The organism is Herminiimonas glaciei, assembly GCF_042664955.1.
Lineage (GTDB): Bacteria > Pseudomonadota > Gammaproteobacteria > Burkholderiales > Burkholderiaceae_D > Oxalicibacterium > Oxalicibacterium glaciei.
Map to the genome: position 1 here is coordinate 1,143,046 of NZ_JBHTBU010000001.1, position 13,859 is coordinate 1,156,904.

14 protein-coding genes are annotated in these 13,859 nt (G+C 48.6%); 10 read left to right on the forward strand and 4 right to left on the reverse strand.

The window, feature by feature from the left end:
• Nucleotides 1–14: 14 nt before the first annotated feature.
• On the reverse strand, nt 15–836 hold the full coding sequence (locus ACFQPC_RS05050) for a phosphonate ABC transporter ATP-binding protein (RefSeq protein WP_382270538.1): 822 nt from the start codon (nt 834–836) through the stop codon (nt 15–17).
• Between the two features lie 64 nt (nt 837–900).
• Complete coding sequence (locus ACFQPC_RS05055; protein ID WP_382270539.1) at nt 901–1,770, reverse strand: putative selenate ABC transporter substrate-binding protein; 870 nt, start codon at nt 1,768–1,770, stop codon at nt 901–903.
• A gap of 375 nt (nt 1,771–2,145) precedes the next feature.
• On the opposite strand from ACFQPC_RS05055, the gene ACFQPC_RS05060 reads away from it, so the two are divergent.
• On the forward strand, nt 2,146–2,424 hold the full coding sequence (locus ACFQPC_RS05060; protein WP_382270541.1) for a Cro/Cl family transcriptional regulator: 279 nt from the start codon (nt 2,146–2,148) through the stop codon (nt 2,422–2,424).
• Between the two features lie 10 nt (nt 2,425–2,434).
• Here ACFQPC_RS05060 and ACFQPC_RS05065 read toward each other — a convergent pair whose 3' ends face one another.
• Complete coding sequence (locus ACFQPC_RS05065) at nt 2,435–2,812, reverse strand: GFA family protein (protein WP_465261796.1); 378 nt, start codon at nt 2,810–2,812, stop codon at nt 2,435–2,437.
• Between the two features lie 25 nt (nt 2,813–2,837).
• The gene (locus tag ACFQPC_RS05070) at nt 2,838–3,659 is read right to left on the reverse strand and encodes a CBM20 domain-containing protein (RefSeq protein ID WP_382270543.1); all 822 of its coding nucleotides are present in this window, start codon (nt 3,657–3,659) and stop codon (nt 2,838–2,840) included.
• Nucleotides 3,660–3,881: 222 nt separating this feature from the next.
• Between ACFQPC_RS05070 and ACFQPC_RS05075 the strand changes: the two genes are divergently transcribed.
• From ACFQPC_RS05075 to ACFQPC_RS05115, 9 genes are all read left to right on the forward strand, one after another.
• A complete protein-coding gene (locus ACFQPC_RS05075) occupies nt 3,882–4,391 on the forward strand; it encodes a DUF4822 domain-containing protein (RefSeq protein WP_382270544.1) in 510 nt (169 codons plus the stop codon).
• A gap of 354 nt (nt 4,392–4,745) precedes the next feature.
• The gene (locus ACFQPC_RS05080) at nt 4,746–5,453 is read left to right on the forward strand and encodes a hypothetical protein (RefSeq protein WP_124574116.1); all 708 of its coding nucleotides are present in this window, start codon (nt 4,746–4,748) and stop codon (nt 5,451–5,453) included.
• The gene (locus ACFQPC_RS05085) at nt 5,440–7,422 is read left to right on the forward strand and encodes a hypothetical protein (protein ID WP_124574115.1); all 1,983 of its coding nucleotides are present in this window, start codon (nt 5,440–5,442) and stop codon (nt 7,420–7,422) included. Before ACFQPC_RS05080 ends, ACFQPC_RS05085 begins: the two co-directional genes overlap by 14 nt.
• 8 nt (nt 7,423–7,430) lie before the next feature.
• A complete protein-coding gene (locus ACFQPC_RS05090) occupies nt 7,431–8,471 on the forward strand; it encodes an ATP-binding protein (protein WP_124574114.1) in 1,041 nt (346 codons plus the stop codon).
• A complete protein-coding gene (locus tag ACFQPC_RS05095; RefSeq protein WP_124574113.1) occupies nt 8,459–9,988 on the forward strand; it encodes a hypothetical protein in 1,530 nt (509 codons plus the stop codon). Before ACFQPC_RS05090 ends, ACFQPC_RS05095 begins: the two co-directional genes overlap by 13 nt.
• A 174-nt stretch (nt 9,989–10,162) precedes the next feature.
• On the forward strand, nt 10,163–10,522 hold the full coding sequence (czcI, locus tag ACFQPC_RS05100; protein ID WP_012079626.1) for a cation efflux protein, CzcI family: 360 nt from the start codon (nt 10,163–10,165) through the stop codon (nt 10,520–10,522).
• A gap of 93 nt (nt 10,523–10,615) precedes the next feature.
• Nucleotides 10,616–11,905, forward strand: coding sequence for a TolC family protein (locus ACFQPC_RS05105; protein ID WP_124574112.1), 1,290 nt, complete (start codon nt 10,616–10,618; stop codon nt 11,903–11,905).
• An 8-nt stretch (nt 11,906–11,913) separates the two neighbouring features.
• On the forward strand, nt 11,914–13,494 hold the full coding sequence (locus ACFQPC_RS05110; protein ID WP_124574111.1) for an efflux RND transporter periplasmic adaptor subunit: 1,581 nt from the start codon (nt 11,914–11,916) through the stop codon (nt 13,492–13,494).
• 10 nt (nt 13,495–13,504) lie between these two features.
• Complete coding sequence (locus ACFQPC_RS05115; protein ID WP_124574110.1) at nt 13,505–13,846, forward strand: P-II family nitrogen regulator; 342 nt, start codon at nt 13,505–13,507, stop codon at nt 13,844–13,846.
• Nucleotides 13,847–13,859 lie beyond the last annotated feature (13 nt).

The window sequence follows — 13,859 nt, forward strand, 5'->3', positions numbered from 1 at the left end:
CTGTTTCACAGTCATCAGCAACGCGGTGGAACGGGCGTGGGAATAAGTGCCACTTCTGACGGTTCGCCATCGGGCGTCGGCATCTTGTCACTATTGCGATACAGTGCTTCTATCATCGCGTCGCTGACATCCTGCTGTGCCGCATCGAACACGATACGACCATCGCGCAAACCAACGATGCGCGTGAAATTGGCGCGTGCCAGTTCAACCTGATGCAGGCTGCAAATCAGTGTGGCCTGGCGTTTGCCGGCTTCCTGTTGCAGTACGGCCAAGGTTTGCAAGGCCAGGGTCGGATCCAGCGCGGATAATGGTTCATCCACCAGGAAGACTTCGGCATTCGATACCAGTGCACGCGCCATGCCGCAGCGCTGGCGTTCACCGCCCGACAAATGGTCAACACGTGCATACAACTTATCCTGCAGCTTAAAACGTGCCAGTGCTTCGTACGCAACATCCGGTGCGATCGGACGTACCAGCGAACGCATTGCCTGCCATATGCTCCATTGCGGGAGAAGCCCGGCCAGCACCGCATTCACGACGCGTTGGCGTGGCGGCAAAGGCGGTGTTTGCGGTGCGAGGAACAGGCGCGCGCGCATCGCATGGCGCGCACTGCTGGACAGTTGCCACGGATCTTCGCCGAAGATGCTCAGCTTGCCGGATTCCGGCTTCAGCGCGCAAGCCAGCGTATGCAGGAGGCTGGTCTTGCCGGCCCCCGATGGTCCGATCAGGGCTACTTGCTCACCCTGGGTAATCGATAGATTCAGTTCGCGCAAGGCCAAAGCAGACCTGGCTGCGCCACTGTGGTGCACAGAAATATTATGTAATTGGATGGTCATGCCGCGCTATCTGGGATGGACGGACAGCATCACCCCCGGACCGGAGGCGATGCTGAAGACCGTATTATTTCAGCAAACCGGCATTACGTGCGGCAGCTTCGATCGCAGTGTAGTTGGAGGCCTTGGTCGGGATGAAGCGCGTTGCACGCTGCAGCTCCAGGATTTCCTTGCCTTCAGGGTCATTGCTGTTGAGGGCAAGGAAGGCATCCGTTATTTTCTTCTGAACGGCCGGATTCATGTCGGAACGTACGCTCCAGTTGTAATCGTAGTAACCGGGCGTGGTGTAAAACACGCGCACTTCCTTGGGATCAACCTTGCCGGACGCGACGAGTTTTTCCCATACCGAGATATTCAATGCGCCGGCATCCACCTTGCCACCGGCCACCGCGGCCACGGTTGCATCATGCGCGCCGGAAAAAGACACGCGCTTCATATCGGTATCAGGATTGATCTTTGCTGCCAACAGGTAGGAGCGTGGCATCAAATGACCGGAAGTCGAGGATTCGGAGCCGAAGCTGAAGTTCTTGCCCTTCAGGTCAGCCAGTGTATTAATCGATTTATTGGTGGTGATGAAGACGGACTGGAATTTCTCATCTTCTTCGCGCTGTACCAGCGGGGTAACCTTGCCGCCGCTGCGTACATTTGCCTGCACAAAGGTAAAGCCGCCAAACCAGACCATATCCAGTTTGTTATTGATCAGGCCTTCTACCGATGCGGCGTAATCAGTGACAGGTGTGAACTCCACCTTCATGCCGAGTTTCTTTTCGAGGTAATTACCTAAAGGTTTGAACTTGCGCTGCAGTTCGGTTGGTGCTTCATCAGGAATGGCAGATACGCGTAATACTTGCTGAGCATGTACCAGACTGGTCGTGCTCAGCGTCAGCGTAGTAAGTAGGGATGCCAGAAGCAGGGAAAGTTTGGGCAGACGGATCATTTAACACCTCATATAGGGTAGGGCGTGAATAAAAATTTCAACGTCAATGAAGCGAACTGTATTTTGAAACTCGGGAACTACGGGAGGGCATTTACGGCTGTTGCAGTGAGAGCGCCGCTGTAGGGCAGCACTGCAGCAAGTCTTTCACGATATGTGCATATATGCAAGTAATTGCGTGGCATTCATCGCTGTTTACAGGGTTAAATTACCGGCTGCAAACAGGCTCAAACAGATAGTTAGCACCAGTCACCACATGCTGCAAAAACGAAACGAATGGATAGTTGGACGATTATTCAAATATCGTATGATCGTCAAATATTTTCCCAATCCGATCTCGGACAATTGCTTCACTAGAATTTTTAGGGAGGCTGGATCATGAAAAGCGTGAAATATCTGGAGCAAGTACAGAACAAGTATGAGTTGAAAAACGATGCCGCACTGGCAGAGAAATTAAAGATTACCCGTAGCGCCATCAGCCTTTATAAAAGTGGCCAGCGCGTGATGGACGAAGACACCTGCCTCAAGGTGGCGGTCGCACTGAAACTGGATAATCCTATGTCCGTGTTAATGGCGGCCGGGATGGACAGGTCCAAAAAAGCAGGGCAGAAGTCATCGTGGGGATACTTCTCGCGCAAGCTGTCGAAAGCCGGTTAACTTCACAACACTACAACTCACTTCCGGAAATGTGCCTGATCGGGATTTCGGCCAAAACCACACCCTCGAGACAGCGCACATTTACCGCCCATCCTTCGAATGTTTGCATCCCCAGCGCCACTTCCCTGGCGCTCAGTTTGCTGGGCTTGCGAAACGACAAAACGCCACACCGAGGGCAGAAATAATCCCTGGCTGTCTTGCTGCGCCATTCATAAATCGTCAAATCTTCCATTGGTGTAAACAGGCGCAAAGCTGCAAACGGAACCCTGTGCATCAATCCGCCGCGACGCCTGCAAACAGAGCAATCGCAACTGCGGACATGATCAAGGTTCATCTCGACTTCGAAGCGACAGGCACCACAGTGGCAGGAGCCCTGGTAAGTTTGCATGGAGATAGAGGCGCCTTACAGCAAATTAAAAGGCGTAACCAACGCCGGCGCTGATCGTGGTGTACCGGGTCCGGCTATCAGGTTCCCATGTCACCGTGCCGCCGACCGGGTAATTGGCACTCGCGCCATATTTAAAGGCAGAGTAATTCAGGCCCACATTCCCGCGGAACCTTTGGCTGAATGCATAATCCGCCGACAGGCCAACCTTGTACAGATTGGAATTTCCCAGCGAACCATTGAAGCCCAGCGGACCGCCGACGCTGATATCCGCGCCAGTAGTCCGGCCGATCAAAGCATTGGCGCTCAACACGAGGCGCGGCATCGGCGAATATTGCGCGAGGGCGCCGATACCGTAGTAATTATTGGTATAGGTTTCGCCCTGATTGACGCCCCGTTTCCATTCGTGACGGCCAAACTCCAGGTACGGCGTGAGCATCACCGCCTGGTTCACACTGAATCCTTTGCCCCAACGCAGGCTGTAATCGATCAGGGTCGCATCATTTTGCTGCACGGCGGAGCCGAATGCACCGCCGGTCAAAAGAGAGCCGGTGTAGTCGGTGTGGCCCTTGTTACGGCTGTACTGGAATTGCAGGTAGTCATTACCGAACAGCCAGTCCTGCATGACGGACGCCGAAACCGCAAAGCCGGGCACCCAGCCTTTTTCGGTATTCAGGGTACCAACAGCCGTGCCAAAGCGCCCGTCGTTGGTTTCCTTATAGTCGACATAGCTCGAAATGGCCTGGAAGCCGATCTGGTTATTGGAGGATTTGATTTCCTGGATTTGTGCCAGCGCACTGGCACAGCATGCGGAGGAGGCTGCAAGGATTATCGCTTTACGGATATTCATTTGAGTCTCCGGCGGATTATGAAATATTGAATATCGTCATGCCCGACTGCAGATGCTATGCATTCTAATTATGCAACTGTCTGGAGATTAATGCATTAAAGACTTCGTTTGATGAAATCATTGAATTCCTCGTTCTTATTGGTCGTCACATTGATCGTTTAAGCAAACCGGTATCATTAATGTAATATCTTCTATAGACAATATTGCGTGGAGGAGTGACCCATGAAACGCTTATCGATACGTGCTTTGTTTTTATCACTTGCCGCAGCCACGGTGCCGGTCGCCAACGCCGAGCCCGTTGCCGCAACGAGCATCGATCCCAAGGAATTAAGCTCGAAGGTCTGGCAGACCACGGCTGTCTATGAGGAGAATGACCGGTCCCACAACGTGATCGAACGTTATCCCGGCGTCGTGGGCATCTCGATCTGGGACGCAGCAAGCAACCGGTTCGAATACTTTGACCCGTCTACCGGACAGTCGCGGCTTTCCCAGGGCGGCGCCGGCTATTTTTTCATAACCGGCGACAAGCGTTATCAGATCAATGTCTTCGACGGAGGTGGCAAGGCGCTGGTCCGGCGTTTGGAAATATTGAACCGGCAAGAATTTACCTACTCAAGGGTCGTGCCGCAAAACATGACGAGCGGTAGCCGGGAAGTCAGAATCTATGTTGTCCACACACCATACGCGGGCCCGTTCAAGATTCGTTTCAGTGAAAAACATCCCACACCGTGATTGCTGCCGACACCAGGAGCTAGGGATAGAAGCTTACGGACGATGCGGACGAGCGCATCCCATAAAAGCGCTCGGAACTAAAGTTCCAACCTTCCAAAGTCAACTGAATTTCATAAAAATCAACAGTTTACAAATTTATTTTGATGCTTCCTCCTAACTCAGATAGCAACTTTAGTTCCTTTTTATGGAAGTAATTTTGTAAAAATAATGCTGCCGGAACTAAAGTTGTTAAAACTATGCGCGCTTTTTATCAAGGCCGGACATCGTTATCTTGACATCGCATCGTTTTGAACTAATGTAAAAAGCCCGACCTTAAAACGCGCCTTTTGGACCGCGTTTCCTGAAGGTGCTTTGATGAAATCAAATCCTTCATTGAAGAGTACGCAGCGTTTGCATGTAATGGACGCATACCGCGCGCGTGGGCATAGAAATAATAATCTTTGGCTAATTTACAGTCCCAAGATGAATGCCGACTGGTTGCTGCCTAGCGATCGGCAACTTGTTCATTGGATACATTTTCTAGAAATTAATCCTGAGGTCAAATCCTTTGACCTCCATCCCGAAAACATCATTTCTCACGACGAAAAAGAAGCTAGAGGAACGCAGCTCGATGCCATAGTTGAGTTGACTAATGGTAAAACAGAGTGGCATGAAGTAAAAAGTACGGAAAAGGAGCTGGTCGAAGCCCGACCTCAACTTTTGGCTCAATCTTCCGCTGCGGCCAAACAAGGAGTTTCGTATCGTGTTTTCAGCGACAACGAACTCAAGCCGCATGTGCAATCTGCTTGTAGGTGGCTGAAAGCTATTGCTTTCGCCGCAGCCATTCGGGATCAGCACCAAACACCCACTCTAATAGCGCTTATTAGTAGATTGCGAGATCAATCAGATGGGACAGTTGGAGAACTGCTTTCCGATTTGATTGATTATGACGAATCGGTGGTAATGGGGCTTCTTGTTCGTTACGCGCTTCAAAGCCATATCTCCTTAGATCTTACGAAGAAGCCATTCGGCAGATCTACAAGATGGACATGGAATCAAAGGGCTCGATATGTGGAGTCGTAGAGAGGCCGTAGCTACGGCATTACCACTTGACCTCTGGCCGAAAGTGCAAAAAGCAGCCTTGAGGTCTGAAGATGTCGAGAAGTACGAGAGCAATGAATTGGCAATGCGTCTCTATTTCGAATACCAGTCAGTAAAATTTATTACCGAAAGAACCGGCATTGCCGCCGCGAGTCTCCCACGCATGGCGCGAAAATGCTTGGAAATTGCATCTGACGGAAAGATATTCGGCTTTCGGGCACTGGTACCACATGTTCGGATCGAACCATATAGGCGTCGCGCGCCATTAGGGAGGAAATTTGGCGAGCAGCAAGGCGGCCAAACCGGTGCGCTTGGCATGATGTTGGATCGCTTTCCTGAATTAGAAGAAAAACTTACTCGCTTCATCAGGCAAGATGCAAAGTACAAAGATGTCCCAGAATTTCGACTGCGATCTCGCGACCTGCATAAACTTTTTATTAAGGCTATCAAAGAGTACGGGGTGAGTGCTTCCGAGTGGCCTTTTACAACCAAACATCGCGGGATTAAATCCATCCGTAGTTTTATGCGTGATGTCTTAGACCGAAACTTTAAGCGCGCTGTAAATATCAGGGAGGGGGCAGCTGCGAAAGCACACCTTAATGTTGGTACAGGGCACGCGCCATTTTTGTATTTCAGTGAGCCTTATGATGTAGTGGAAATAGACGCATATCGAATTGACTGTCATTCAACTGTAACTTTTCGCACTCCAGAAGGAACTGAGAGAGATCTACTTCTGGACAGACTGTGGTTGATTGCAGTGGTAGAGGGTGCTTCCGCAGCTATATTGTCCTACTTGGTCGTGTATAGGAGCGAAGTAACGAAAGAAGACGTGATTAAAGTTGTACGCGATGCCATCACAAAAAAATGGCATCCAATAGAGCTTACTGTTGACGGGCTGAATTACCCTCCCGATGCTGGACTACCAAGCGGAATTATAGAGAGGGCTTATGGCGCGCTTTGGAGCGTCACTAAGCTTGATGGTGCATTGGCGCACTTGGCGCAACCGGTTCATGAGAATCTGCGGAAAGGCCTAGGATTCGTCATTAATTGGGGAGCAGTAGCTCATTTTGAGAGGCGAGATAGTGTTGAGCGCACGTTTGGTCAAATCGCCGACAAGCTGTTTAAACGACTGCCATCCACAACTGGAAGTAATCCGCATAGTGGTCGTGCGCCCAATGCGCAGAAAAAAGCGTTAAAGCATAAAATTAGGGCTGCAGAAGTGGCTGAATTATTGGATGTAACGATCGCTCAACATAATGCCACGCCGAATTCAGGCCTTTCAAGTTTATCTCCATTGCAGTACCTACAATATCACCTAGAAGGTGAAGTTCCGCTTTGCACAATCAGACACCTTCCTAAAGAGATGTCAAAGAATGGACGAACATTCTCTACTACGATCAGTGTCACCGTGCGTGGGGGGAGAGAGTCAGGACGTCGCCCCTACATACAACTCGACGGTGCGCGTTATACGAATCCAATTCTCGCTGAGGCTGGCTATTTAGTTGGAAAACGTTTGTTTATCGATATTGATAATGCCGATGACGACTTCCGCCAAGTGCGAGCCTACCTAGAAAATGGTGCGGATTTCGGCTATTTGTGTGTCCAGGGAAAATGGGCGCACACCAAACATAGCCGTAGAACACGTAAGGTCATAAATAGTTTGGTCTACCACAGGACTATTGTGGTGTCTGAGTTTGACGACCCTGTCCACATCTATATGGCATATCTCGGCAAGACCAACTCGAAAACTAAGAGAGGAATACAACCTCTTTCTGCAAAACAAGTAACCAAGGCGACGCAGGTTTCTAGAGAATCGGGCCTTGAACTTGTTATCGATGCCAAAGCAAAGCCTGATGAATCCCATATTCGTACGACGAAGGTTGTTGCTAATCGTAGTTCGCTGTTGGATACCCCGGTTGTAGGCTTGATGAAAGTAAAAAATCGGAGATAGGAGTTTGTATGCCAGAGTCGATCAATACAGTTGATCCTGCCATCATCGGCAAGGCGGAACCGTGCGAACTCTCACCAAGACGCCGTGAGCAGCTGTTGGAGTTTCACCCTGTACTTGAACGGGACTACACGCTTCCCACACCCATGCTCGAACGTACGTACAGAATTGCACGAGAAAAAGTATGGACCAGACGTACTGGCGTCGTCTTTTATGCGACTCCTAGAATGGGTAAAACAACCTGCGCCAAGGAGATTCAAAATCTGTTGAATAACGAATTCCCGCGAACATATACGCTACTACTAAGTGCTCGACGATCAAAGCAATCGTCGGAATACCACATGTATTCGTTGATACTAGAAGCCAAAAAACATATCTTGTCGAGCCGTACAAAAGTAGGTTTTCTTCTGGAGAATATTAAGACCGACACAATTCTAAAGTTGAGCAAAATTGGAGGGTCCCAGTTTGTCTTAATTGTGGACGAAGCACAGTTATTGTCAGATACGGATCTGGAACAACTTTTCGTTTTGCACAATGCCCTAGATCTGATGAAAATAAAAATGACGACGATATTCTTTGCCCAACCTCAAATCATGCATCGCCGCGCTGCACTATTGGTCAGTGGGCAACATCAAATCATCGCTCGCTTTCTCAGCGAACCCATAGCTTTTGAAGGTTGTTCCAGCATGATTGAGTTGCAGCTTTTATTGAAAGCCTATGACGAGCAGTCTGAATATCCTGAAGGATCTGGCTGGAGTTACACACGCTTTTTTCTTCCGGAAGCATTTGCCAAGGGATTTAGGCTTCATCGTTACGCATCCAAGCTGTGGGAGGCACTAGCCGCAGCCGCTGGCCCACTAGGGCTTGGTATGGTTCCAATGGAGCATGTATGTTTGTCTATAGAGTATTTGCTACTCGCATCAAAAAAGGAAGACTGCAGTAATTTTTCAATCTCGGATAGCGATATTGCGATTGCAGTCGAATCGTCGAACTTAGCCAGTTTCAGTGCTCTCCTTCAGTCGCCCAGTAAGGAAGGTGGATGGGAACAATGAAAATTAATTGGAACGAAGAGAGTCGGCTAACCTGGCCTGACGGCAGTCTTGCCCCCTACGAATCCAGCAAGATGATCGTCAGAAAAATCATCATGCTTAATCATGTCGATATCAATGAGTTAAAAAAGCTAATCGAAATTGATCCTAAGTTGACCTCGGCCTATGACATTGCGAATTTGTCCTGCAGCGGATGGATTAATTTCGATAAATTGGCACAGCTTTTGAACGCAAAAAAACATGAAGTATTGAACGGCTTTGTAGATCAAATCGTTCCTATCAATGGTCAACAGTTTTTAACTCGTTATTGCCCTCAATGCTGGAAGCATAAGTACCATTGTTCTTTGTTTGACTTGCCCATCCTACGGCAGTGCCCTTGGCATCGGTGTGACCTTACCAGTGGTTGTAATCGATGCGTTACCAGAGCATCGCTCAACGCGATATGTAAAAGCCAATCTCCTTCTAGTTGCTCAAGGTGTAGCAGGGAGTTTCTTGGTTTCGAGGAAGTAATGTCATCTAAGCAGATGCCTCCGGACCTGTTGACGCAAATTAGCGAATGTTGTGATTCCTTTGCTGCTTGGATTCATGTGCTCAACGAGAAGCTTGGCGACAGCAGCATGTTGCTCAAAGAACTATTCGATGGAGCGGATCTAGATGCGAATGATGGAAAACGATGGCTTCTTGGACTGGCAATAGCTGTAGCTGGCCCCCCGCCTGAAGGATGGGAATTTTTCTTCGAGCCTATCGCTGCTGATCTAGTTCGTTTAGAAGGTGTCATCGATGAAACTCCTATCTACAATGAGTCCTGCAATAGGCAGCATTTACTTCAAAGTGATATAGGGCATTGTTACAGAAGTCTCAGGCGGCATATTGCCAATGCTTATGTCCACAACCACAAAGACTGCTTAAAAGAGCTTTTAGGGTTGGATTGCTATGAGGCCAATGCGCTAAATGGCGTTTTGGTCTGTCCTGTTGCGCTTGCATTCCTTACATGGAGAATGTCGATTGAAAATGTAGTGCTCGATCAGCTGAAAGATAAAAGAGATGCAAATACCCAACTGAGTTTCATGGGGCCTTATCCGGCGTTTAGACTTTCAAACAGAGATCTTCTGCGATGGAGTTACTTTTCATTTTTCTGTATCTGGCATCAGATTAATGAACGATGCGGCCGCAACAGATTCAGAATAGAAAGAATTAATTTAAATAGGGATGGGCATGTTCTTTGGAAATGCAATTTTCCTAGCAAAAAACAAGACGCATTTCAGAATAAGTCCAGGCAGAGAGTAGGGCAGTGCCACGCAGTTTTTCCATCTTCCGATAGGCTCGTTAAAGCTGCTGCTGGCAAATGTGATGAGAGAAGACGAGCAGGAGAACTAATGCTAGATTACCAGACTTACAATAACTACGCGATGTTCGCTTCCTGGACGGGCAAGAACCGTAAATTGGGTGAACGACGATTTACTATTTCGAAAACCAAATTCTTTCGGAATCAGGGCCATTATGATTATCTCTATGTCTAAACGCCTGGAGATACGAGAGTTTTAAACGACACTCCCCATAATTGCCCGAATGCATCAAATCAACTGCGTAGTGCGTCTTAATATCTCACCATAATGGTGAAATCATCTGTTTTCCATTTCAAAATTAAATACTTTGCGAGAATTTTTTAAAACTGCTATAAAATAAGCACAATTATGCGACGCTTACTAGTCATCCTCATGCTTTTGATCGTACCGCTCCAGATTAGCTGGGCAGCGGCAGCGGTTTATTGTCAGCATGAAAGTAACCCGGTAACTGTGCATTTCGGTCACCATGAGCATAAGCATATTGCATCGTTGAGTGATCAAAAAAGTGATGTGCCGAAGTCTAGTTCGGCATCTGATATAGATTGCGCATTCTGTCATCTTGGTGGCATTGCTATTGCAGAAATTCCTGCAGCCATTCTGATTTCTGACATCGTTAGCGTAACACCACGTATACCTGACACTTCTATACTTGCTTCAATTCTCCCTCCGCGTCCAGAACGCCCAAAGTGGGTCTACGCCGCTTCCTAATCCGGCACCCGCTCGTTCTATTTTTTCCTCGTTCTTGATGTAGTTCATAGCGTTGGCTGCTGGATTCCCTTTGTCTATTACTAAGGAAATTCGATGCAAAAGCCGTTATTGCCGCTTCTATTTGCGGCATCTCTAACATTACAAATTCCTGCTTACGCGCAGGTAATATCGTCATATGGTGGCGAAACCACTCAAAGTGGGCAGATGAAGGCAGCTAATATCTCGCTGCTCACACTTGCTGCCGCTCTAGATCTGGCATATGGCGCCAATTCCGAAATTTCTGCTGCTCGTCGTGAAGTAGAAGCTACGGAAGGGATGATTCAACAAGCTGGAATCATTCCTAATCCTGAGCTTTCTACTACGATAGAAGACCTCAAACGTGACACGCGTACGACGACGGTTCAGATCAGCCAGCCCATTGAACTTGGGGGCAAACGGAGTGCACGTATCGCAGCCGCCGAACGTACCCGAGATCTTGCGTTAGCAGATCTTTCAGCCAAACAAGCTGACATACGAGCGCTCGTAGTCGCTGCATTCTATGACGTAGTTATCGGTCAAGAGCGTTATCGGTTAGCCTTAAGCACAGTTGAACTAGCACAGCGAGCAACGACCATTGCCTCGAAACGTGTATTGGCAGGGAAGATTTCTCCCGTTGAAGAAACAAGAGCACGTGTCGCCGAAGCCGGCGTACGTATCGAACTTGCCCAAGCCTTAAATGATTTGGGGACAGCACGACGCGAGCTGGCCGCTACCTGGGGAGCTCGTACTCCAGACTTCGACAAGGTACAAGAACCTGCTGAAGATCTGCCTCCTCTTATTCCTCTGCCTGCTTTGATGCAGCGCCTCGAGCAATCTCCGCTTTTGGCGCGTGCAAGGATAGAAGTTGAGCGAAGAAAAGCTATGACTGCGGTAGAGCGCTCACGCAGGATCCCTAATGTCACGCTCACTCTAGGTTCTAAGCGAGATGAGCAAGTGGGTCGTAATACAGCAGTAGTTGGTCTATCTATCCCGTTGCCACTATTCGATCGCAATCAAGGAAATATTCTCGAAGCCCTACGTAGGACTGACAAAGCACGTGACGATTTGACCACAACCGAAGTGAGTTTGAATCGTGAACTTGGGCAAACGCACGGACGTTTAAGTACTTCAATTACTGAAGCAGAAATGCTGAAGTCGGAAGTCGTGCCTGCCGCGCAACGTGCCTATGAAGCAACGACCAAAGGTTTTGAACTAGGTAAATTTAGCTTCCTAGAAGTCCTTGATGCTCAACGCACTTTCTTCCAAGCCAAGTCGCAGTACTTGCGCTCGTTAGCCGACACACACCGAGCCGCAGCCGCAATTGACCGTCTGCTTGGCGAACAATTTTCTGCCACAAAGAACTAGAGGCCACGATGAAAAACATTCCCCGTAACAAACAAACCACCTTCATCATAATCGTAATAGCTATCGGCCTTCTTTTAGGAGGCTTGATCTTAGTCTCAGATCCGAAAGGCGCGCAAAATGAAGAGTCCGGCAAAGGACATGCGGAAACTAAGGAGCACGCTGACACTGAGCATCATGGAAAAAAAAGTGCGACAAAACATGATGATGCGGGTGGGCATGAAGACAATGAGCATCACGCCGAATCAACGCCTCAAAGTGGTCCTAAGGGCGGGAAATTATTCACTAAAGATGGATACAGCCTTGAGCTGACTATTTCTGAAAATGAGGGCAAGCCTCAATTTCGTATATATACCTACCAAGATGGAAAGCCAATCGATCCAGCCGCGACTAAGGCCGTCGTAATTCTGGAGCGACTTGGACGAAGCCCTCAAAGTATTTCATTCTCAAAGGAGAATGACTATTTAAAAAGTAACTCGATCATCGAAGAACCTCACTCATTTAAGGTTCAGATCAAGGCCACCAAAGGCGACCAATCATATGAGTTCTCATATGCGCAAGAAGAAGGCCAAGTTGCTATGAGCGACGAACAATTAACAAAAAACGGCGTAAAAATCCTCAAGGCAGGGCCTGTCCGCATCAAAACAGAGTTGCAACTAATCGGAGAAATTCGTCTTAATGAAGACCGCACCGTCCAAGTGGTACCTAGACTAGCGGGCATTGTTGAATCGGTCCGTGCAAACGCTGGGGATCGGGTGCGTAAGGGCCAGATACTTGCAGTGATATCTAGCCAAGCGCTTTCCGATCAACGTAGCGAACTTCTTGCCGCTCAAAAACGTCTTGCGTTAGCTCGTACTACCTATGAGCGCGAAAAAACATTGTGGGAAGAAAAAATATCTGCTGAACAGGATTATTTGCAAGCTCGTACCACAATGCAGGAAGCACAAATCATTGCACAAAGCGCGCAACAGAAGCTCGCTGCTTTAGGTGCGTCACCATCCTCGACAAATCTGACTCAATACGAAATTCGATCGCCAATTGATGGCGTCATCACTGAGAAGCGTATTTCTGCCGGAACAGTTGCGAAAGAAGACGCAAATATCTTTGATATTTCGGACTTGTCCACAGTGTGGGTTGATCTGACCGTCCGCGCTCAAGATATCAATGCCGTAAAAACTGGTCAAAAAGCGACTGTGAAGGCGACAGCATTTGATGCTGAAGGCACTGGAACGGTTTCGTATATAGGTTCCCTCGTAGGCGAACAAACGCGCGCTGCTAAAGCACGGATAGTGATGGCGAACCCTAAAGGTACTTGGCGTCCAGGCTTAGCAGTTAACGTTGCGTTGGTGTCTGATGAAGTCGACGTTCCTGTGGCAGTGACGACGGACTCTATCCAAACGTTAGGCAATGCAACCGTTGTTTTCGGTCGCTATGGTGAACTCTTTGAGGCACGACCGCTTGAGCTTGGCCGTCGTGGCGCGAAGTACGTTGAGGTTCTGAAGGGGCTAGAGACTGGAGAGGACTATGCAGGGACAAACAGCTTCCTTATCAAAGCTGAATTAGGCAAAGCGTCCGCTAGCCACGCTCATTAAGGATATCGATATGAAACAGATCATCGCGATTATTCAGCCGCATAGGCTTGACGCTGTCGAACATGCCTTGCAAAGCCTTAGTCATTTGCCTGGTTTTACCTTGTTTCAAGTACGGGGTCACGCAAGAGGTCGTGGAATAGGGCATCTATTCGCAGCGGATGAATGGAATCCAGATATGCATGAGCACACTGCGCTGCTGATGTTTTGTTCTGACGACATCGCCCAAGAAGTTGTTGAAGCTATACGAAGCGCGTCGCACACCGGCAATACAGGAGACGGTCTAATTGCCGTTTCCACGGTTGATGACATTGTGCGCATACAAAGTGGCGAACGCGGCAACGCAGCCCTCTAGCTCAAGGAAAATT